A 21,462-nucleotide genomic window follows, 5' to 3' on the forward strand; every position below is an offset into this window, starting at 1 on the left:
GACGGCGCCGCAGTCAAACGACGACACGGCGCGGCACTCACAGTGGAGCGCGTCTCACACCCGCTCGATGATCGTCACATTCGCCTGTCCCCCGCCCTCGCACATCGTCTGCAGCCCGAACCGACCACCCGTGCGCTCCAGTTCGTGCAGCAGCGTCGTCATCAGCTTCACGCCCGTCGCGCCCAGCGGATGCCCCAGGGCGATCGCGCCGCCGTTGACGTTGACCTTGTCGGGATCCGCGCCGGTCTCCTTCAGCCACGCCAGGACGACCGGCGCGAAGGCCTCGTTGATCTCGACGAGGTCGATGTCGTCGATCGACAGGCCGGTCTTCTTCAGGGCGTGGGCGGTGGCGGGTATCGGCGCGGTGAGCATGCGGATGGGATCCTCACCGCGCACCGAGAGGTGGTGCACCCGGGCCCGGGGCGTGAGCCCATGCTCGCGCACCGCCCGCTCCGAGGCCAGCAGCATCGCCGCGGCGCCGTCGGAGACCTGCGAGGAACACGCGGCGGTGATCGTGCCACCGTCGACGACCGGCTTCAGGCCGGCCATCTTCTCCAGCGAGGTGTCCCGGCGCGGCCCCTCGTCGACGGCTACCTGGCCGTACGCCACGGTCTCCCGCTCGAAGCGGCCCTCGTCGATCGCCCGCAGCGCCCGCCGGTGCGAGCGCAGTGCGAACTCCTCCTGGTCCTGCCGGGTGATCCCCCACTTGCCGGCGATCATCTCGGCGCCGACGAACTGATTGACCGGCTTCTCCCCGTACCGCGCCCGCCAGCCCTCGCTGCCCGCGAAGGGACCCGCGGTCAGCCCGAGCGGTTCGGCGGCCTGCCGTGTGGCGAAGGCGATGGGGATCATCGACATGTTCTGCACGCCGCCCGCGACCACCAGATCCTGGGTGCCGGACAGCACGCCCTGCGCGGCGAAGTGCACGGCCTGCTGCGAGGACCCGCACTGCCGGTCCACGGTCACGCCCGGCACCTCCTCGGGCAGCCCGGCGGCCAGCCAGCAGGTCCGCGCGATGTCCCCGGCCTGCGGCCCGACGGTGTCCAGACAGCCGAAGACGACGTCCTCGACGGCCGCCGGGTCCATGCCCGCGCGCTCCACGAGCGCCTTGAGGACATGCGCGCCCAGGTCGGCCGGATGGACCCCGCTGAGTCCTCCTCCGCGCCGCCCGACGGGCGTACGGACCGCTTCGACGATGTAGGCCTCGGCCATGGCAACTCCCCAGTGGGAAAAGTGGGTTACGTGCGTACGGCGATCCCGTCCAGCACCATCGACAGGTACTGCCGGGCGATCTCCTCGGGGCTGTGCTGTCCGCCGGGCCGGTACCAGGACGCGGCGACCCACACCGTGTCGCGCACGAACCGGTAGGTGAGCCGGACGTCGAGGTCGGACCGGAACACCCCGGCCGCGACCCCGCGCTCCAGCGTGGACAGCCACGCCTTCTCGAACTTGCGCTGCGACTCGGCGAGGAACGCGAACCGCTCCTGCGCGACGAGCTGCCGGTTCTCCTTCTGGTAGATCGCGACGGCGGCGCGGTGCCGGTCGATCTCCCGGAACGACTCGGTGACCAGCGCCGCCAGCGTCTCGCGCGGGCCCAGCTCGGCCTCCAGGACGGCGTCGTAACCGCTCCACAGCTCGTCGAGGAAGGTCCGCAGGATCTCTTCGAGCATCGACTCCTTGGAGTCGAAGTGGTAGTAGAGGCTGCCCGCGAGCATGCCCGCATGGTCGGCGATCTTGCGTACGGTGGTGGCGTTGTAGCCCTGCTCGGCGAAGACCTCGGCGGCTGTTTCGAGGAGTTCGCGACGCCGGACGGCCGCGGCGGTCACCTGGGGCTTCTTCTTGGTCGGCACGGGTCCATTGTCGTCCTAGGCGCGCTGGCTGCTGACGGAGACGATCTCCCCGGTCATGTACGAGGAGTAGGGCGAGGCCAGGAAGACGATCACGTTGGCCACCTCCCAGGGCTCGGCGTGGCGACCGAAGGCCTCCCGCGCGGTCAGCTCCTGAAGCAGGTCGGGGGTCGTCACCTTCGCGAGGTGCGGGTGCATGGCGAGGGACGGCGAGACCGCGTTGACCCGCACGCCGTACTCGGCCGCCTCGATCGCCGCGCACCGGGTCAGCGCCATCACGCCCGCCTTGGCGGCCGCGTAGTGCGCCTGCCCGGCCTGGGCGCGCCAACCGACGACGGAGGCGTTGTTGACGATCACGCCGCCGCCGGTGTCCCGCATACGGCGCAGGGCCGCCCGGGTGCATCTGAAGGTGCCGTTCAAGGTCACGTCGAGGACCTTCGACCACTGTTCGTCGGTCATGTCGACGAGGGGTGAAGTCCCGCCGAGACCGGCGTTGTTGACGACGACGTCGAGCCGGCCGTGCTCCCGCACGGCGGTGTCGAACAGGGCGCGCACCTGTGTCTCGTCGGTGACGTCGCACACCGCTGAGCTGACCGCGCCCTCGAACTCGCGGGCCAGCTCGGCCTCGTGCCCCTTCAGCCGCCGTGCGTGCGCGTCGCTGATCAGCACGCGCGCGCCCTCTTCGAGGAAGCGGCGCGCGGTCGCACCGCCGATGCCGGCACCGGCCGCGGCAGTGATGACGGCCGTGCGCCCGCGGAGCAGTCCGTGTCCGGGAACGTACGTCGGCGCCTCGACGTTTGTCATGGCAGCACGCTAACCTACCAAACACTTGTTAGGGAAGACTGCTAAGCCCGCAAGGAGGGAGCGCGACCGTGGATCTGTGCCACCCGGCCGCCGACGAGGCGTTCCGCGCCGAGGCCCGCGCCTGGCTGCACGCACATGTGCCGCCCGATCCGCTCCCCTCCCTTGAGACCGAGGAGGGCTTCGCGGCGCACCGGGCCTGGGAGGCCGAACTGGCCGCGGACGGCTGGTCGGTGGTGAACTGGCCGGCTGCGTACGGCGGCCGGGACGCCTCGCTGGTGCGATGGCTGCTGTTCGAGGAGGAGTACTACGCGGCGGGTGCACCGGGCCGCGTCGGTCAGAACGGCGTCAGCCTCCTGGCCCCGACCCTCTTCGACCACGGCACCGAGGAGCAACGCGCGCGCGTGCTCCCGTCCATGGCCACCGGCGAGGTGGTCTGGGCACAGGCGTGGTCGGAGCCGGAGGCGGGCTCGGACCTGGCCTCGCTGAGGTCGAGGGGCGTGCGCACGGACGGCGGCTGGCTGCTCAGCGGCCAGAAGACCTGGTCCTCGCGCGCCGCCTTCGCGGACCGTGCGTTCGGCCTGTTCCGCACCGACCCGGACACCCCGAAACCCCACCAGGGCCTGACCTACCTGATGTTCGACCTGCGAGCCCCCGGGGTCACCGTCCGCCCCATCGCCCGCCTCGACGGCAAGCCCGCCTTCGCCGAGCTGTTCCTGGACGAGGTGTTCGTGCCCGACGAGGACGTGATCGGCGAGCCCGGCCAGGGCTGGCGCATCGCGATGTCGACGGCGGGCAACGAACGCGGGCTGATGCTGCGCTCCCCCGGCCGCTTCCTCGCGAGCGCCGACCGTCTGCACCGCCTGTGGCAGGCGCAGGGCAGCCCGCCGAGCGCGCGCGACCGCGTGGCCGACGCCCTGATCGGTGCCCGCGCCTACCAGCTCTTCACCTACGCCGCCGCCTCCCGCTTCGCCGACGGCGAGTCGATAGGCCCGGAGTCCAGCCTGAACAAGGTCTTCTGGTCGGAGTACGACATCGCGCTCAACGAGACGGCCCTCGATCTCCTGGGCGCCGACGGCGAGCTGGCCGACACCGACTGGTCCGAGCGCTATGTCTTCGCCCTGGCCGGACCCATCTACGCCGGGACGAACGAGATCCAGCGCGACATCATCGCCGAGCGACTGCTCGGCCTGCCGAAGGGGCGCCGCTGATGAGGTTCCTCCTCGACGCCGAGCAGCGTGCCTTCGCCGGCTCGCTGGACGCGATGCTGACGGCGGCGGACACTCCGTCGGTGGTGCGGGAGTGGAGCCGCGGCGAGCTCGCGAGGGGACGGGCGCTGTGGTCCCGGGTCGCCGATGCGGGGGTGTTCGCGCTGGCGGTTCCCGAGGCCCATGAGGGACTGGGCGTCCGGCCCGTCGAACTCGCCGTCGCCTTCGTGGAGCTGGGACGCCACGCGGTTCCGGGGCCGCTGGTGGAGACGGTCACGGCGGCGGCGCTGCTCGCCGGCCTGCCGGACCCCGGACCGGCCAAGCGCCTCCTGCCGGCGCTGGCGGCGGGGGACGCCCCGGCGACGCTGGCCTGGCGGACGCCGTACGCCCTGGACGGCGACGCGGCCACGACGCGCCTCGCGCTGACCACCGAGGGCCTGTACCTCTCCCCCGGTCACGGGCCCGTGCGCCCTTCCCTGGACCCGGCCCGCCGCCTCACCCCTCTCCAAGCCGGCGGCGAACTCCTCAGCTCCGACCCGCCCACCGCCGAGGCCCTCACCCGAGCCCGTCTGGCAACGGCCGCCCAAGCCCTCGGCATGGGTCTCGCCCTCCTCGACAAGACCGTCGCGTACGTCAAGCAGCGCACCCAGTTCGGCGTCCCCGTGGGCTCCTTCCAGGCAGTGAGGCATCGCCTGGCGGATGTGAAGGTCGGGCTGGAGTTCGCCCGGCCGCTCCTCTTCGGTGCCGCGCTCACCATGGACCCGGCCGACGTGGCCGCGGCCAAGGTCACCGCCTGCGAGGCCGCCTACGCAGCCGCCAGGGCCGCACTCCAGTTGCACGGCGCGATCGGCTACACGGCGGAGTACGACCTGTCGCTGTGGCTGACCAAGGCCCGCGTCCTGCGCACCGCGTGGGGCAGCCCGCAGGAGTGCCGGACCGAGGTGCTCAGTGGTGGTGGTCGCCGCTGGTGACCTCGCGGTACTCCTGCACCGTCGGCTTCTCGATCCGCGACGCCGACCCGAACATCGCCCGCGCCAGCCGGGCCCGCATCCGGTGGGCGGGGGTGACCCGGCGCCGGACGCCGTTCGCGTCGACCGTCGGACCGGTCTCGTACGGCGGATGCTGCTCGTGCTGGGTGAGGGTGAACAACTGGCCCTGCGTGAGCGGCTCGTGCACCTCGATGAACTCGCCCTGCGGCAGCCGTTTGATGGTGCCCGTCTCCCTGCCGTGCAGCACCATGGCCCGGTCCCGGCGCTGCAGCCCGAGACAGATGCGCTTGGTCACGGAGTAGGTCAGGACCGGCACCACGAACACCGCGATCCGCACGAACCAGGTGATCACGTTGATGGACAGATGCAGATGCGTGGCCACGATGTCGTTGCCGCCACCGATCAGCAGCACCGCGTACAGGCTCAGCCAGGCCGCGCCCAGCGCGGTGCGCACCGGCACGTTGCGCGGCCGGTCGAGGATGTGGTGCTCCCGACTGTCGCCGGTGACCCACGCCTCCAGGAACGGATACAGGCCGAGGGCGAGCAGGATCAGCGGGAAGAGCGAGAAGGGGATGAAGACGCCCAGTTCCAGGGTGTGGCCCCAGGCGTTGAGCTCCCATCCCGGCATCACCCGGATCAGGCCCTCGGAGAAGCCCAGATACCAGTCCGGCTGGGCGCCGGTGGTCACCAGGTCGGGCCGGTAGGGCCCGAACGCCCACACCGGGTTGATGCTGGCGACGCCGCCCATGAGCGCCAGTACGCCGAAGACGAGGAAGAAGAAGCCGCCCGCCTTGGCCATGTACACCGGAAGGAACGGCATGCCGACGACCGACTTCTGGTCGCGGCCGGGACCCGGGTACTGCGTGTGCTTGTGGTAGAAGACCAGGATCAGATGGGCGACGACCAGGCCCAGCATGATCCCGGGCAGCAGCAGGATGTGGACCGGGTACAGCCGCGCGATGAAGTCCTCCCCGGGGAACTCCCCGCCGAAGAGGAAGAACGCCAGATACGTCCCCACGATCGGCACCGACAGGATCGCGCCGTAGGCGAATCGCAGGCCGGTGCCGGACAGCAGGTCGTCGGGCAGGGAGTAGCCGGTCAGGCCGGTGATGATGCCGAGCATCAGCAGGGTCCAGCCGAACACCCAGTTCAGCTCGCGCGGCTTGCGGAAGGCGCCGGTGAAGAAGACCCGCATCATGTGCACGAGCATGCCGGTGACGAAGACCAGCGCCGCCCAGTGGTGGATCTGCCGGATGAGCAGCCCGCCGCGCACGTCGAAGCTGATGTCGAGCGTGGACTCGTAGGCCCTGGTCATCAGGACGCCGTTGAGCGGCTCGTAGGTGCCGTTGTAGACGACCTCGGCGGTGCTCGGCTCGAAGAACAGGGTGAGCCAGACGCCGGTGAGGATCAGCACGAGGAAGCTGTAGAGGCAGACCTCGCCCAGCATGAACGACCAGTGGTCCGGAAAGACCTTGCGCATGTTGGCCTTGGCCAGCGCGTACAGTCCGAGCCGTCCGTCGGCCCAGTCGGCGACGCGCTCGCCCTTCCCCGGTGGCGCGGCCCGTCGCGCCGCAGCCGCCCCGTTCCCCGATCCCGCGCCGTCCATGGGTCGTCGCCCTCCGTCGGATCACCTCAGGGTGACACGGCGGTGCGGGCCCGGCCAACGGGGCGGACCGGCCGGACCTCAGGTCCCTACGGCCGTACGATCCCCTGCGCCCGCGCGGCCACCAGCCACTTCGGGAACTCCCCGACCAGGCGGTCGTACAGCTCGGCCTCGGAGACCTTTCCCGGGTCGGCGCCGGCGTGGAAGAACCCGGCGTTGTCGACCACCCGCTTCTGGGGCACCGCCAGGTCGTCGAGCTTGCGCAGGAAGTCGAACTGCTTGCTCGTCGGGTCCCCGAACCCGACGAACTGCCAGAACAGCGGGAGCCGGGCCGCCTTGCACAGATAGCGTTCCGCGGCGAGCTTGTTGATGGGGCCGCCGTCGGTCTGGAACACGACCAGGGCGGGGTCCGTGGAGCCGCTGTCCAGGTAGTGGTCGATGACGGCGTCCATGGCCAGGTGATAGCTGGTCTTGCCCATGTGCCCGAGCCCGGCCACGATCCGCTCGATCCGGCCCCGGTGGTCGGCCAGCGCGATGTCTGTGACGGCGTCGACGTCGGTGGAGAAGAAGACGACCGGAACGGTCCCGTCGTCGTCGAAGTGCGCCGACAACCCGAGTACTCGGTCGGCGAGCGCCTGCACGCTGCCGTCCTTGTAGTACGGCTTCATCGAACCGGAGTAGTCGACCACCAGATAGACCGCGGCCCGCACCCCGTCGAGGCCGTGCTTGCGGAGCGACACCCCGGCGCTCTTGTACAGACTGACCAGCGCGGGCGCGGTCTCCTCCACCTTGCTGAGACTGATCGCCGCCATATGCTTTCCCCCTCGCGCGTCACACTGGCTGCCGAGATTACGACACCATGGGCCCCGCCCCTCCCTCGGTCCACAGGTGTTCGATATTTTGTTCGCCGCCGCCCCCACCGGCTCACCGTTCGTCCAGTCCACCGAGGAGCCGGCCGTGGAGCCCGAGTCCACCCAGTCCGAGTCCGCCCAGCCCACCGTCACGACGTGCTACCGCCATCCCAAGGTCGAGTCCCACGTCCGCTGCACGCGCTGCGACCGGTACATCTGCCCGGACTGCATGCGCGAGGCGGCCGTCGGCCACCAGTGCGTGGAGTGCGTGAAGGAGGGCGCGCGGTCGGTGCGGCAGGCCCGGACGCTCGTCGGCGGGCGGATCGCCGCGACCCCGCTGGTGACCTCGGTGCTCATCGGGCTGAACGTCCTCGCCTATCTGGCCGAGGTGGTGCGCCCGGAGATCCTGGACCGGTTCTCGATGCTCAGCGCCCGGCTGGTCGGGCCCGACGGCGGCTTCTACATGTACCAGTCCGGGTACCCGTCGGACTTCCATGCCGAGGGCGTCGTCGCCGGGCAGTGGGAGCGGTTGCTCACCGGCGGTTTCCTGCATCTGCCGCCGACGGAGGGCACCTTCGGGCTGCTGCACATCGTGATGAACATGGCCTCGCTGTGGCAGCTCGGCCGGGTCGTGGAGCCCATGCTGGGCCGGATCCGCTATGTCGCCCTCTATCTGCTGGCGACTTTGGGCGGCTCGGTGTTCGAGCTGCTGCTCACCGAGGTGAACGTGGAGTCGGTCGGCGCGTCGGGCGCGATCTTCGGTCTCGGTGCCGCGTACTACGTGCTCGCCCGCCGGGTCGGCGCCGACATGCGGTCCGTCAACCGGTTCATGGTCTTCCTGCTGCTGTGGCTGCTGCTGTCCGCCGGTCTCACCTCGTGGCAGGGGCACCTCGGCGGGCTGCTGACCGGCGCGGCCGTGACGTTCGCCTACGCGTACGCCCCGCGCGGTCCGCGTCAAGCCCTGATCCAGACGGTCGCCTGTGCGGGCGTGCTGGTGCTGCTGGCGGCGGTCGCCTTCGCCAAGGTGTCCGAGCTGACCGGCGCGGGGGTGACCCAGTGAGACGTACCGGCATCCTGCTGTTCGCGGCCGTCCCCGTCGCCATCACCGCGGCCGCCTACTTCCTCGTCCCCACGGACTCCGCCGACAGCCCCGCCGAGCCCCCCGCGGTCTCCGCGCAGCAGACCTCCCGCCAGGAGGCCAAGAGCCGCGCCGAGCAGGAGCGGGCGGCCGACGACGAGGTGATCGCGAGCCGGCCGCCCGGCCTGGCCTCCCCGGCGAAGAAGGCCCTGGCCCAGCAGATCGTGTCCAGCGCGGAGAACTCGACCCTGAACTGGCGCGACACCTTCGCCTACATCGAGGACATCGGCGACGGCCAGGGCTACACGGCCGGCATCATCGGCTTCTGCACCGGCACGAACGACCTGCGCATCCTGGTCGAGCGCTACACCGACAAGCATCCGGACAACGGGCTCGCCAAGTACCTGCCCGCCCTGCGCGCGGTCGACGGCACCGACTCCCACGAGGGCCTCGACCCCGGCTTCACGGCCGCCTGGAAGGCGGAGGCCCAGCAGCCGGCCTTCCAGGAGGCCCAGCTCGCCGAGCGCGACCGCTCCTACTTCGAACCGGCGGTCCGCCTCGCCAAGCTCGACGGCCTGGGCACGCTGGGCCAGTTCATCTACTTCGACGCGATGGTCTTCCACGGCCCCGGCATCGACGACGACGGTTTCTACGTCCTGCGCGAGCGCGCCCTGAGCGAGGCGGACTCCCCGTCCCAGGGCGGCTCCGAGAAGGCGTACCTGGACATCTTCCTCGACATCCGCCGCAAGGCCATGCGAGAGAAACGTCCCGGCACCGACACCAGCCGCATCGACACCGCCCAGCGGCAGTTCCTGTACGACGGAAACCTCGAACTGAGGACGCCACTGCAGTGGCAGGTGTACGGGGAGACGTACAAGGTGCCCTAGTCGCCCTGGGTCAGACGTACGAGACAAAAGCCGCCTACGGCCTCCATTGACGAAAGATGGCGCCTCATCGACGTTAATCCCCTCAAGGGGGAACAACGTCAAACAAGGGGGACGCCATGGCAGCCGATACGGCCGAACCGGCCGCCGCCGGTTCGGGGTTCGGGCCATATCAGGTCGGACCGGAGGTGCTGGCGGGTCTGGTCCAGCTTGCGGGCAAGGGGCCGAAGGCGGTGCAGTACACCGAGGTCGACGGCCGGCCCGTGTTCGAGGGCGACATCGTCCTCGACCTCATCGAGTCCAAGCAGGTGGCCGCCGAGCAGGCGGTCGCGCTGCTGGAGAGCGGGGTCGTCATCCCCGGTCAGCAGTTCCGCTGGCCGGACGGCCTCGTGCCGTACGAGATCGATCCGAACCTGCCGGACCAGGCACGGGTGACGGGCGCGATCGACCACTGGCAGCGCAACACCCGCATCCGCTTCGTGCAGCGCACGGCCCAGACCACGGACTACATCCGGTTCGTGCCCGGCAGCGGGTGCAGCTCGGCCGTGGGCCGGCGGGGCAACGTCCAGCAGATCACGCTCGGCCAGGGCTGCGAACTGGGCGCCGCGATCCATGAGATCGGGCACGCGGTCGGGCTGTGGCACGAGCAGAGCCGGGAGGACCGGGACCAGTTCGTCACCATCAACTGGGCCAACATCCAGCAGGGCATGGCCCACAACTTCAACCAGCACATCACCGACGGCGACGACGTGGGCGCGTACGACTACCACTCGATCATGCACTATCCGCGCTGGGCGTTCTCGAACAACGGCCAGGACACCATCGTGCCCCGGCAGACCATCGAGATAGGCCAGCGGGCGGGGCTCAGCCCCGGCGACTGTCTCGCCGTACGCACGATGTACGCGGGCCTGGAGTCGCCGGCGCGCTTCTCCGGTGTGCAGTTCACCGGCCGGGTCGCCGCCGGGCAGGTCGGCCGCTGGTTCACCCATAGCTGGCCCGCGCACTGGTACGTCCACTGGACGGTCGTGCCGACCGCGCCGGTGGTGGACGGGGACGCGCAGATCGAGTCGTGGGTGCAGGTGACCCGGCAGTCCGGCGGGCTGCTGAAGTACTTCCTCAACATCCGCAATCTGACCGGCTCTCCGGTCGACATCCAGGCCCGCTACGACGTGCTGGGCTGGGGCGCCAACGCGACCTGAGGGTCCGGGAACCAGGGGGAACCATGCAAGCGATGGGAATGCCGGGCGAGTCCGTGCCCGCGGGCCGGGCCGACGCGGTCGACGCCGGTCCGGCGCCGAGCCTGAGCGGGGCGCCCGAGGCGCCGGCCGGGGCGGCGGTCACCGGGACCGGCAGCGGGATCGGAGGCCCCGAATTCGCGGGCGCCTCGTATGCGCCGCTGGGCGCGGCACAGGACGGCGGGGGCGTCGCGGGCGTCCCGGCTGCCGTACAGAGCCCGAACGACGGCGGGGCCGCACCGAAGGCCCCGGAAGAAGGGGGAGAGTCATGATTCTGGGAGTGCAGTTCCGCGGACAGGTACCGGCGAACACCAGCCGCCGGTGGTTCACCCATAGCTGGCCGGAGGCCTGGCGGGTCGACTGGACCGTCGTACCGACGTGGCCCATGGTGGACGGCGACGCCCAGGTGGAGTGGAAGGTCCAGATGGACCGTCAGGCGAGCAACCTGATCAAGTACTTCATCGAGATCCGCAATCTCACGGGCGGCCCGGTCGACATCGAGGCGCGGTACGCCGTGCTCAACTCCTGAAGGTCATGACGACGGTTTCCGGACGGGTCCTGCTCACTCCCGACCTGGGGGACTTCCCCCGGGCGGTCCTCAGGGTGCGCGTCCTCGACGTGACGCTCGCGGACGCGCCCTCGCGGGAGCTGGCGGTGACGGTCCAGGACCTCACGTACGACGGCAAGGGCACGCTCGCCGTGCCCTTCCGACTGTCGGCGGACTGGGAGCCGGGGCAGTCGGTCGTGGTCGACGCGCACCTGGACCGCTCCGGCAGCGGCTTGGTCGAGAGCGGTGACGCGCTGACCGTGCGGTCGCTGCCGGTGCCCGACGAGCCGGTTCCGGTGACCGTGCGGCTACGAGCCGTCTGAGAAAGGCGAGCCGTCCGGGAAGGCGAGCCGTCCAGGAAAGGCGACGGCGCCTGCCCATTCGTCCGGTCGGGGACAAGGGGCAGGCGCCGTCAGTGTTCCGTACGCCGTTGTACGGGACGTCTGGTGATCCTCCGGATCAGACCATCAGGCTGCGGTCCGTCGGGCGGATCGGGGCCGGCAGCTCGCTGGCGCCGGTCAGGAAGCGGTCGCAGCCACGGGCGGCCGAGCGGCCCTCCGCGATGGCCCACACGATCAGCGACTGACCGCGACCCGCGTCACCGGCGACGAACACGCCCGGGACGTTGGTCTGGAAGTCGGCGTCGCGGGCGATGTTACCGCGCTCGTCCAGGTCCAGACCAAACTGCTCGACCAGGCCGTTGTCCCGGTCGGTGCCGGTGAAGCCCATGGCGAGGGTGACGAGCTGGGCCGGGATCTTGCGCTCGGTGCCCGGCTTCGGGGTCAGCTTGCCCTCGACGAACTCCACCTCGGTGAGGTGCAGCCACTGGACGTTGCCGTCCTCGTCGCCCTCGAAGTGGGTGGTCGAGACGGAGTAGACCCGCTCGCCGCCCTCCTCGTGCGCGGACGTGACCTTGTACAGCATCGGGAAGGTCGGCCACGGCTGGTGCGGCGCCCGGTCCTCGCCCGGACGCGGCATGATCTCGAGCTGCGTGACGGAGGCTGCGCCCTGGCGGTGGGCGGTGCCCACGCAGTCGGCGCCGGTGTCGCCACCGCCGATGACGACGACGTGCTTGCCCTCGGCCGAGACCGGGGAGGTGACGTAGTCGCCCTCCTGGACCTTGTTGGCCAGCGGCAGGTACTCCATCGCCTGGTAGACGCCCTTGAGCTCGCGGCCGGGGACCGGGAGGTCACGGGCGGTCGTGGCGCCGGCGGCGATGACGACCGCGTCGTACCGCTTCTTCAGGTCGGTCGCCTTGAGGTCGCGGCCGATCTCGATGCCGGTACGGAAGCGGGTGCCCTCCGCGCGCATCTGCTCGATACGGCGGTTGATGTGCCGCTTCTCCATCTTGAACTCGGGGATGCCGTACCGGAGAAGACCTCCGATGCGGTCCGCGCGCTCGTAGACGGCGACGGTGTGGCCGGCCCGGGTGAGCTGCTGGGCGGCGGCGAGGCCCGCCGGGCCCGAGCCGATGACGGCGACGGTCTTGCCGGACAGGCGCTCGGGGGCCTGCGGCTCGACGTCACCGCTGTCCCACGCCTTGTCGATGATGGAGACCTCGACGTTCTTGATGGTGACGGCCGGCTGGTTGATGCCGAGCACACACGCCGACTCGCAGGGGGCGGGGCAGAGGCGACCGGTGAACTCCGGGAAGTTGTTGGTCGCGTGCAGCCGCTCGCTCGCGGCGGCCCAGTCCTCGCGGTAGGCGTAGTCGTTCCACTCGGGGATGAGGTTCCCGAGCGGACAGCCGTTGTGGCAGAACGGGATGCCGCAGTCCATGCAGCGGCTGGCCTGCTTGCTGATGATCGGCAGCAGGGAGCCGGGGACGTAGACCTCGTTCCAGTCCTTCAGACGCACGTCGACCGGGCGGGACTTGGCGACCTCGCGGCCGTGGTTCAGGAAGCCCTTCGGGTCAGCCATTGATCGCCGCCTCCATCATCTTCTCGGTGATCTCGGACTCGGAGAGTCCCGCCTGCTCGGCGGCGTCCTTGGCGGCGAGCACTGCCTTGTACGTGCTGGGGATGATCTTGCTGAAGCGTTCGACGGCGGTGTCCCACTCGGCCAGGAGCTTCTCGGCGACCGTGGAGCCGGTCTCCTCCTGGTGACGGCGGACCACGTCGTGCAGCCACTGCTTGTCGGTGTCGTCGAGGGCCTCGACGGCGTTCACGTTGCCGACGTTGACGTTGTCGCGGTCGAGGTCGATGACGTAGGCGATGCCGCCGGACATGCCGGCCGCGAAGTTACGTCCCGTCTCGCCCAGGACCACCGCGTGGCCGCCGGTCATGTACTCGCAGCCGTGGTCGCCCACGCCCTCGGAGACGACCGTCGCACCGGAGTTGCGGACACAGAACCGCTCACCGGTACGGCCGCGCAGGAACAGCTCGCCGCCGGTCGCGCCGTAGGCGATGGTGTTGCCCGCGATCGTCGAGAACTCGGCGAGGTGGTCGGCGCCCCGGTCGGGACGGACGACGACCCGGCCGCCGGAGAGGCCCTTGCCGACGTAGTCGTTGGCGTCGCCCTCGAGGCGCAGCGTGACACCGCGCGGCAGGAAGGCGCCGAAGGACTGGCCTGCCGAGCCGGTGAAGGTGATGTCGATGGTGTCGTCGGGCAGGCCCGCGCCACCGAACTTCTTCGTCACCTCGTGGCCGAGCATGGTGCCGACCGTGCGGTTGATGTTGCGGATCGCGACCTGGGCGCGCACCGGCTGGGCGTCGGTCGCCGAGTCGGCGGCCAGGGCGTCGGCGGCGAGCTTGATGAGCTCGTTGTCGAGCGCCTTCTCCAGGCCGTGGTCCTGCTCGATGACCTGGTGCAGCGCGGCGCCCTCGGGCAGTTCGGGCACGTAGAAGAGCGGAGCCAGGTCGAGGCCCTGCGCCTTCCAGTGGTTGACGGCCCGCTCGACGTCGAGCGTCTCGGCGTGGCCGACGGCCTCCTCGATGGAGCGGAAGCCCAGCTCGGCGAGGATCTCGCGGACCTCTTCGGCGATGAACTTGAAGAAGTTCACGACGTACTCGGCCTTGCCGGTGAACCGGTCGCGCAGGACCGGGTTCTGGGTGGCGATGCCGACCGGGCAGGTGTCCAGGTGGCAGACGCGCATCATGATGCAGCCGGAGACGACGAGCGGCGCGGTCGCGAAACCGAACTCCTCGGCGCCGAGCAGCGCGGCGATGACGACGTCACGGCCGGTCTTGAGCTGGCCGTCGGTCTGCACGACGATGCGGTCGCGCAGGCCGTTGAGCAGCAGCGTCTGCTGGGTCTCGGCGAGGCCGAGCTCCCAGGGACCGCCGGCGTGCTTGAGCGACGTCAGCGGCGACGCGCCCGTACCGCCGTCGTGGCCGGAGATGAGGACGACGTCCGCGTGCGCCTTCGACACACCGGCCGCGACCGTGCCGACGCCGACCTCCGACACCAGCTTCACGTGAATCCGCGCCTGCGGGTTCGCGTTCTTCAGGTCGTGGATGAGCTGCGCCAGGTCCTCGATGGAGTAGATGTCGTGGTGCGGCGGCGGGGAGATCAGGCCCACGCCCGGCGTCGAGTGACGCGTCTTGGCGACCCACGGGTAGACCTTGTGGCCGGGAAGCTGGCCGCCCTCGCCGGGCTTGGCGCCCTGGGCCATCTTGATCTGGATGTCGTCGGCGTTGACCAGGTACTCGGACGTGACACCGAAGCGGCCGGAGGCGACCTGCTTGATGCTGGACCGGCGCGCCGGGTCGTAGAGCCGCTCCGGGTCCTCGCCGCCCTCACCGGTGTTGGACTTGCCGCCCAACTGGTTCATGGCGATGGCGAGGGTCTCGTGCGCCTCCTTGGAGATGGAGCCGTACGACATGGCGCCGGTGGAGAAACGCTTGACGATCTCGGAAGCGGGCTCGACCTCGTCGATGGAGATCGGCTGCCGGTCGGACTTGAAGCCGAACATGCCGCGCAACGTCATCAGGCGCTCGGACTGCTCGTTCACCCGGTCCGTGTACTTCTTGAAGATGTCGTAGCGGTTGGCACGCGTGGAGTGCTGGAGGCGGAAGACCGTCTCCGGGTCGAACAGGTGCGGCTCGCCCTCACGGCGCCACTGGTACTCGCCGCCTATCTCCAGGGCGCGGTGCGCCGGGGCGATGCCGGAGGCCGGGTACGCCTTCGCGTGGCGGGCGGCGACCTCCTTGGCGATGACGTCGATGCCGACGCCGCCGATCTTGGTGGCCGTGCCGTTGAAGTACTTCTCCACGAAGGCGTCGTCGAGACCGACGGCCTCGAAGACCTGGGCGCCGCGGTAGGAGGCGACGGTCGAGATGCCCATCTTGGACATGACCTTCAGGACGCCCTTGCCGAGGGCGTAGATCAGGTTGCGGATCGCCTGCTCGGCCTCGATGCCGGGCAGGAAGGTACCGGCGCGGACCAGGTCCTCGACGGACTCCATCGCCAGGTACGGGTTGACCGCGGCGGCGCCGAAACCGATGAGCAGCGCGACGTGGTGGACCTCGCGGACGTCGCCGGCCTCGACCAGCAGGCCCACGTGGGTGCGCTGCTTGGTGCGGATGAGGTGGTGGTGGACGGCCGAGGTGAGCAGCAGCGACGGGATCGGCGCGTGCTCGGCGTCGGAGTGACGGTCCGACAGCACGATCAGCCGGGCGCCGTTGTCGATGGCGGCGTCGGCCTCGGCGCAGATCTCCTCGATGCGCGCGGCCAGCGCGTCACCGCCGCCGTGCACCCGGTACAGACCGGACAGGGTCGCGGCCTTGAAGCCGGGCATGTCGCCGTCGGCGTTGATGTGGATGAGCTTGGCCAGCTCGTCGTTGTCGATCACCGGGAAGGGCAGGGTGACGCTGCGACAGGAGGCGGCCGTCGGGTCGAGCAGGTTGCCCTGCGGGCCCAGCGAGGAGTTCAGCGAGGTGACGAGCTCCTCGCGGATGGCGTCCAGCGGCGGGTTGGTGACCTGCGCGAAAAGCTGGGTGAAGTAGTCGAAGAGCAGACGCGGGCGCTCGCTCAGCGCGGCGATCGGCGAGTCGGTGCCCATCGAACCGATCGGCTCGGCACCGGCCTTGGCCATCGGCGCGACGATGACGCGCAGCTCCTCCTCGGTGTAACCGAAGGTCTGCTGGCGGCGGGTGACCGAGGCGTGGGTGTGCACGATGTGCTCACGCTCGGGCAGGTCGGAGAGCTCGATCTCGCCGGCCTCCAGCCACTCCGCGTAGGGCTGCTCGGCGGCGAGCTGGGCCTTGATCTCGTCGTCCTCGATGATGCGGTGCTCGGCGGTGTCGACGAGGAACATGCGGCCGGGCTGCAGGCGGCCCTTGCGGACGACCTTGGCGGGGTCGATGTCCAGGACGCCGACCTCGGAGCCGAGGACGACGAGGCCGTCGTCGGTGACCCAGTAGCGGCCGGGGCGCAGGCCGTTGCGGTCGAGCACGGCGCCGACCTGGGTGCCGTCGGTGAAGGTGACACAGGCCGGGCCGTCCCAGGGCTCCATCATCGTGGCGTGGAACTGGTAGAAGGCGCGCCGGGCCGGGTCCATGGAGTCGTGGTTCTCCCACGCCTCCGGGATCATCATCAGCACGGAGTGCGGCAGCGAACGGCCGCCCAGGTGCAGCAGCTCCAGCACCTCGTCGAAGGATGCGGAGTCGGAGGCGTCCGGCGTGCACACCGGGAAGATGCGGTCCAGCGCCTTGCCGTCGGACCCGAACAGGTCGGAGACGAGCTGCGACTCGCGGGCCACCATCCAGTTGCGGTTGCCCTTGACGGTGTTGATCTCACCGTTGTGCGCGACGAAGCGGTACGGGTGCGCCAGCGGCCACGACGGGAAGGTGTTCGTCGAGAAGCGCGAGTGGACGAGGGCGACGGCCGAGGCGAAGCGGCGGTCGGACAGGTCCGGGAAGAAGGGCTCGAGCTGGCCGGTGGTCAGCATGCCCTTGTAGACGATGGTGCGGGCCGACAGCGACGGGAAGTAGACACCCGCCTCGCGCTCGGCGCGCTTGCGCAGCACGAAGGCCTTGCGGTCGAGGGCGATGTCCTTCGAGGAGCCGTCCGCCACGAAGACCTGGCGGAAGACGGGCATCGTCGACCGGGCGGTGGCGCCGAGCAGCTCGGGGGCGACGGGAACCTCGCGCCAGCCGAGGACGGTCAGGCCCTCTTCGGACGCGATCGTCTCGATCTGCGAGACGGCGTCCTGGGCCCCCTCCTCAGGCAGGAAGGCGATGCCGACGGCGTACGCACCGGCCTCGGGGAGCTCGAATTCGGTCACCTCACGCAGGAAGGCGTCCGGGACCTGGGAAAGGATGCCCGCGCCGTCGCCCGAGTCGGGCTCGGAGCCGGTGGCGCCACGGTGTTCGAGATTGCGCAGAACGGTGAGCGCCTGCTCGACCAGCGTGTGGCTCGCCTCGCCGGTGAGGGTGGCCACGAAGCCGACGCCACAGGCGTCGTGCTCGTTGCGGGGGTCGTACATACCCTGCGCAGCAGGGCGAGCATCCATGAACGACCAGTTCTGGCCATTCGTGGAGTGCTGGGACGGCTGGCGCGGCGTACGCATCGGCTCTCCCGTCGTCGTCATGTGGCATATGCAGATTGCCGAGGGACGACGTTGGCCCTCTGCGTGAGTGCAAAATTTCGTGCAGGTTACATGATGGGGCGGTTCTCGGGAAGCGGGATAATCCGTTCCACCATGCGGACACCACGGGCTGCGGCAAGGGTTCCGCGCACGTGGCTCAAAGTATGTGGGGACCGAGCAGGACAGGTCCATGTCCGACGATCCAGGGGGCGGGAGAGGCGTCGTCGCCGACCCCGCGAGTGCGCCCCAGGCGTCATTGCCCACAGCGCTTACGGCTCATGCCCGGTGGTCACGCATCCGAAACCAGCGAGTAACGGCTACTTATGCGGCCCATCGCATAAGTTCCAGCCGAGCTATCCTATGGCCGTTCCGAACAAACTGCCCAGGGCGTACGTCACACCGGCCGCGGCGCCACCCAGTGCGAGCTGCCGCAACCCGCTGTACCACCAGCTCCGCGCCGTCACCCTGGCCACGACCGCACCGCAGAGGAAGAGCCCGAGGAGCGCCAGCAGCAGAGCCGGCCACAGCGTGGTCGCTCCGAGCAGATACGGCAGTACGGGCAGCAGGGCGCCCAGCGCGAACGAGCCGAACGACGAGACGGCCGCGACCAGCGGCGACGGCAGATCGCCGGGGTCGATGCCGAGCTCTTCCCGGGCGTGTATCTCAAGGGCCAGCTCGGGATCGCGGGAGAGCTGCTCGGCTACGGCCTTCGCGAGCTCGGGTTCGACGCCCCGGGCCGCATAGAGGGCGGCGAGCTCGGCCTCCTCGTCCTTGGGGTGCTTGCGCAGCTCCCGCCGCTCGACGTCCAGCTCGGCCTCGACGAGCTCACGCTGCGAGGCGACGGAGGTGTACTCACCGGCGGCCATCGAGAAGGCACCGGCGGCCAGGCCCGCGAGCCCGCTCAGCACGATGGTCTGATGGCCGACCGCACCACCCGCGACACCGGTCATCAGAGCGAGGTTGGAGACCAGACCGTCCATCGCACCGAAGACGGCCGGGCGCAGCCAGCCGCCGTTCACATCGCGGTGCGTGTGGTTGTCACGGTGCGCAACGTGGAGCGCGGCCTCGGTTTCGATGATGGCCATGAAGGTCCCCCAGGTGACTCAGGTAAGGCTGTCTTTAGACGAGTTCTACTCTTCGACAACGAAAAATCTACGCTGGTAAATTCCACCTCGCCAGCAAGGAAAGGCTCGTCTAACCTGCGGTTTTACCTAGAACGCTCATTCGTGTATGGGTGCGCACAAATGTCGACCGGGTGACTCTGAGGCTTCCGAGGCTCAGGTCAACCGCCGACGGTGGGACACATCCGCAAAGGGCTCCGCGCCCTGGGTGGAGCCCCGGAGGAGAGGCCGCGTATGGCATCGATCGCCTGCATCCCCTCGGTTCCGGCGCCCGGGGACGCCGCCGAACTGCGCCGACGGGCGCGCGGCGCGCTGCTGGGCCTCGCGGTCGGCGACGCGCTTGGCGCTCCCGCGGAGAACATGAAGCCCTCCGAGATCCGCGCCCGCTGGGGCCGCGTCACGGGATTCGTCACCGACAGCCCCTGCGGCACGGACGACACCGAGTACGCGATCTTCTCGGGCCTCCTTCTCGCCCGCCACGGCTCGGCCCTCACGCCGGCCCATGTGGAGGGGGCCTGGCACGAGTGGATCGCGGACCGGGCCGAGGGCCCCTTCAGGGGCGCGGGCTTCAGCGAACGCGGCACGCTGGAGAACCTCCGCCGGGGCCTGGCCGCCCCCATCTCCGCCCAGCACCGGCACGCCTGGAGCGACGGTCTCGCGATGCGGGCGGCCCCGTTCGGCGTCTTCGCGGCCGGCCGCCCGGCGGAAGCGGCCCGTCTGGTGGCGATCGACGGTTCGGTGAGCCATGACGGCGAGGGCATCTACGGCGGCCAGGCGGTGGCGGCGGGCGTGGCGGCGGCGATGGCGGGCGCGCCGACGATCGCGGTGGTCGCCTCAGCCCTGGCGGTGGTCCCGGACGACTCCTGGACGGCCCGCTCCCTGCGCCGGGCGGTGGCGGTGGCCCACCGGGGCGAACGCGCGGTCCGCTCCGCCGTCGTGATCGGCGGCTACCCGTGGACCGACCTGGCTCCCGAGGCGGTCGCGCTGGCCTTCGGGGCGTACGCGGCGGCGGACGGCGACTTCGTCCAGGCGGTCCTGACGGCGGTGAACATGGGCCGCGACGCCGATACGACGGCCGCGGTGGCGGGCGCCCTGGCCGGCGCGACACAGGGCGAGTCGGCGATCCCGGTGGAGTGGGCGGCGGCGATCGGACCGGCCCGCGGGAGCTGCCTGCCGTCGATGTCCGGCCACCACGTGCTGGACGTGGCGGAACTGCTGGTCCCGGGCGAGGACAGAAAGTGGGTGACGGAGGGCCTCACCCCACTGGAGGCACCGACCCCACACGAAGGAGCCGCCCGATGACACCCCCAACCCCATGGGCCGAGGGCACCCCGACCACGGACCCCACGGAGCCGGAGCCACCCCTCCTCACACACACGCCCGACCCCACAGCCCCCGACCCAGCAGACGCCGCTCCCACCCTGCTCACGGCCCCGAACACCCCCGCCGCCACCGAACCCACGCCGCTCACACAGTCGCTCGCCCCCGCCCACCCGAACGCACCCGCTGCCACCGACCCCACACCGCCCGCGCACCCGAACACCCCCGCAGCCGCCAACGGCGAGCACGCCCCGCCGGGGCCACCCGCACCCGACGACGAAAGTCGCACGGGCGGCGCGGGTGGGAAACAGCAGGCCGAAGGCGAAGCCGAGGCCGGTCAGCGCATCCTCGGCCTCCTACTCGGCCTCGCCGCAGGCGACGCCGCCGGCTGGCCCGCCGCCCGCCACCGAGCCGCCCGCATGCCGGAATGGACCCGCCGCCTCACCCGAGAACTCGACACCTTCGCCGAACACAACGCGACAACCACCCTCCCCGTCCCCATCGCCCTCAACCAACCCCCCGAACCCCTGCGCCTGGGCCCCTCCGACGACGCGGAATGGGCAACCTTCGCCGCCGAAGCCGTACTCCGCGCCGGCGACGACACCGCCCTCGGCGACCTCAGCCGGGAACGCCGCACCCGAGCCGCCATCGACCTCACCTGGAACGCCGTGGCCAGCGAGGTCGCCGCCGCAGCCGACCGCGCCCCAGAGATCGAGTCGGCCATCCTCCCCCTGCGCGCCCGCATCTCCGTCCGCGCCGGCCTCGGCAACCTCGCCACCGGCCTGCGCCCACCCGCCACCGGCCACGACAACCCGCACTACTTCGACGACGCCGCCTGCGTACGCGCCTGCGTCCTCGCCGTGGCCCACGCCGGCGACCCCCGCAGCGCCGCCGACCTCGCCGAGTTCGACGCCCGCTACACCCAGGACGGCGACGGCGTACACGGCGCGAGGGCGATGGCAGCGGCCGTAGCACTGGCCCTGGCCGGCGCGAACGCCGCGGCCTGCGTGACAGCCGCCCTCGCCGAACTCCCCGAGGAGACGGAGATCGGCCGAAACGCCCGCCACGCCCTGCACCTCGCCCGGACCGCCGACAGCGCCTTCGCCCTGATCCCCCTCCTGGAACACCAGATCGTCGACCACGTCTACAGCTACGGCATCGCCGCGGCCGAGACGGTCCCGGTCGCCCTCGCCCTCACCGTCGCCGCAGGCGGCCGTATCGCCGAGGCGGTCCCCGCCGCCGCGTGCCTCTCCCGGGTCGCCGACTCGGCACCGGCCCTGGCAGGTGCGCTGACCGGCGCGCTGGGCGGCGGCGCATCGATCCCCGCGTCCTGGCGCGACACCTGCCGCACCCTCTCCGGCTGCGTACTCCCCCGCCTCACCGGCACCGACCTGGTGGAACTCGCCGAACTCCTGGAAGCCACACAACCGGCCCGACCAGGAGGATGAT

At 70.6% G+C, this 21,462-nt stretch carries 18 protein-coding genes; 10 read left to right on the forward strand and 8 right to left on the reverse strand.

Annotated elements, in window-relative coordinates; all coding sequences use genetic code 11:
- Positions 1–54: 54 nt before the first annotated feature.
- From ACZ69Q_RS24370 to ACZ69Q_RS24380, 3 genes are read right to left on the reverse strand one after another with little or no spacing between them, the layout of a single operon-like run.
- Complete coding sequence (locus ACZ69Q_RS24370) at positions 55–1,212, reverse strand: acetyl-CoA C-acetyltransferase (RefSeq protein ID WP_471045360.1); 1,158 nt, start codon at positions 1,210–1,212, stop codon at positions 55–57.
- 26 nt (positions 1,213–1,238) lie between these two features.
- Complete coding sequence (locus ACZ69Q_RS24375; protein ID WP_471045362.1) at positions 1,239–1,850, reverse strand: TetR/AcrR family transcriptional regulator; 612 nt, start codon at positions 1,848–1,850, stop codon at positions 1,239–1,241.
- Between the two features lie 15 nt (positions 1,851–1,865).
- Entirely contained in the window at positions 1,866–2,651 is a 786-nt protein-coding gene (locus tag ACZ69Q_RS24380; protein ID WP_471045364.1) for an SDR family oxidoreductase, read from the reverse strand.
- A 68-nt stretch (positions 2,652–2,719) separates the two neighbouring features.
- Here ACZ69Q_RS24380 and ACZ69Q_RS24385 point away from each other — a divergent pair, with 68 nt between their 5' ends.
- Both ACZ69Q_RS24385 and ACZ69Q_RS24390 read left to right on the forward strand, forming a co-directional pair.
- Entirely contained in the window at positions 2,720–3,859 is a 1,140-nt protein-coding gene (locus ACZ69Q_RS24385; protein ID WP_471045367.1) for an acyl-CoA dehydrogenase family protein, read from the forward strand.
- The gene (locus ACZ69Q_RS24390; RefSeq protein WP_471045369.1) at positions 3,859–4,827 is read left to right on the forward strand and encodes an acyl-CoA dehydrogenase family protein; all 969 of its coding nucleotides are present in this window, start codon (positions 3,859–3,861) and stop codon (positions 4,825–4,827) included. The genes ACZ69Q_RS24385 and ACZ69Q_RS24390 overlap by 1 nt, the downstream gene beginning before the upstream one ends.
- On the opposite strand, the gene qcrB is transcribed toward ACZ69Q_RS24390, so the two are convergent.
- Both qcrB and ACZ69Q_RS24400 read right to left on the reverse strand, forming a co-directional pair.
- Positions 4,802–6,451, reverse strand: coding sequence for a cytochrome bc1 complex cytochrome b subunit (qcrB, locus tag ACZ69Q_RS24395; protein WP_471045371.1), 1,650 nt, complete (start codon positions 6,449–6,451; stop codon positions 4,802–4,804). The two genes, ACZ69Q_RS24390 and qcrB, sit on opposite strands and share 26 nt — an antisense overlap.
- Before the next feature lie 86 nt (positions 6,452–6,537).
- Positions 6,538–7,260, reverse strand: coding sequence for a vWA domain-containing protein (locus ACZ69Q_RS24400; protein ID WP_471045374.1), 723 nt, complete (start codon positions 7,258–7,260; stop codon positions 6,538–6,540).
- 145 nt (positions 7,261–7,405) lie between these two features.
- Here ACZ69Q_RS24400 and ACZ69Q_RS24405 point away from each other — a divergent pair, with 145 nt between their 5' ends.
- From ACZ69Q_RS24405 to ACZ69Q_RS24430, 6 genes are all read left to right on the forward strand, one after another.
- A complete protein-coding gene (locus tag ACZ69Q_RS24405) occupies positions 7,406–8,359 on the forward strand; it encodes a rhomboid family intramembrane serine protease (RefSeq protein ID WP_471045599.1) in 954 nt (317 codons plus the stop codon).
- Positions 8,356–9,264 (forward strand): chitosanase, encoded by a 909-nt coding sequence (locus ACZ69Q_RS24410; RefSeq protein WP_471045377.1) that lies wholly within the window; start codon positions 8,356–8,358, stop codon positions 9,262–9,264. Before ACZ69Q_RS24405 ends, ACZ69Q_RS24410 begins: the two co-directional genes overlap by 4 nt.
- A 116-nt stretch (positions 9,265–9,380) precedes the next feature.
- Complete coding sequence (locus tag ACZ69Q_RS24415) at positions 9,381–10,460, forward strand: M12 family metallopeptidase (protein ID WP_471045380.1); 1,080 nt, start codon at positions 9,381–9,383, stop codon at positions 10,458–10,460.
- A gap of 23 nt (positions 10,461–10,483) precedes the next feature.
- Positions 10,484–10,768, forward strand: coding sequence for a hypothetical protein (locus ACZ69Q_RS24420; protein ID WP_471045383.1), 285 nt, complete (start codon positions 10,484–10,486; stop codon positions 10,766–10,768).
- Complete coding sequence (locus ACZ69Q_RS24425; RefSeq protein ID WP_471045384.1) at positions 10,765–11,025, forward strand: hypothetical protein; 261 nt, start codon at positions 10,765–10,767, stop codon at positions 11,023–11,025. Before ACZ69Q_RS24420 ends, ACZ69Q_RS24425 begins: the two co-directional genes overlap by 4 nt.
- A gap of 5 nt (positions 11,026–11,030) precedes the next feature.
- Positions 11,031–11,366 (forward strand): YbaY family lipoprotein, encoded by a 336-nt coding sequence (locus tag ACZ69Q_RS24430; RefSeq protein WP_471045386.1) that lies wholly within the window; start codon positions 11,031–11,033, stop codon positions 11,364–11,366.
- 136 nt (positions 11,367–11,502) lie between these two features.
- Here the strand turns inward: ACZ69Q_RS24430 and ACZ69Q_RS24435 are convergent, their stop codons facing one another.
- The 3 genes from ACZ69Q_RS24435 to ACZ69Q_RS24445 form a co-directional block, all read right to left on the reverse strand.
- Positions 11,503–12,963: a glutamate synthase subunit beta gene (locus tag ACZ69Q_RS24435; RefSeq protein ID WP_471045388.1), complete on the reverse strand. Its 1,461-nt coding sequence runs from the start codon at positions 12,961–12,963 to the stop codon at positions 11,503–11,505.
- Positions 12,956–17,554: a glutamate synthase large subunit gene (gene gltB, locus ACZ69Q_RS24440; RefSeq protein ID WP_471045389.1), complete on the reverse strand. Its 4,599-nt coding sequence runs from the start codon at positions 17,552–17,554 to the stop codon at positions 12,956–12,958. Before gltB ends, ACZ69Q_RS24435 begins: the two co-directional genes overlap by 8 nt.
- A gap of 371 nt (positions 17,555–17,925) precedes the next feature.
- Positions 17,926–18,657: a VIT1/CCC1 transporter family protein gene (locus tag ACZ69Q_RS24445; RefSeq protein WP_471045391.1), complete on the reverse strand. Its 732-nt coding sequence runs from the start codon at positions 18,655–18,657 to the stop codon at positions 17,926–17,928.
- Between the two features lie 270 nt (positions 18,658–18,927).
- On the opposite strand from ACZ69Q_RS24445, the gene ACZ69Q_RS24450 reads away from it, so the two are divergent.
- Positions 18,928–19,995 carry an ADP-ribosylglycohydrolase family protein gene (locus ACZ69Q_RS24450; protein ID WP_471045393.1) on the forward strand — a complete coding sequence of 356 codons (1,068 nt, stop codon included), beginning with the start codon at positions 18,928–18,930 and terminating at the stop codon, positions 19,993–19,995.
- Positions 19,992–21,461 (forward strand): ADP-ribosylglycohydrolase family protein, encoded by a 1,470-nt coding sequence (locus ACZ69Q_RS24455; protein WP_471045395.1) that lies wholly within the window; start codon positions 19,992–19,994, stop codon positions 21,459–21,461. Before ACZ69Q_RS24450 ends, ACZ69Q_RS24455 begins: the two co-directional genes overlap by 4 nt.
- The last annotated feature ends 1 nt before the right edge of the window (position 21,462 follow it).

Source organism: Streptomyces sp. NPDC036764 (genome assembly GCF_055609385.1).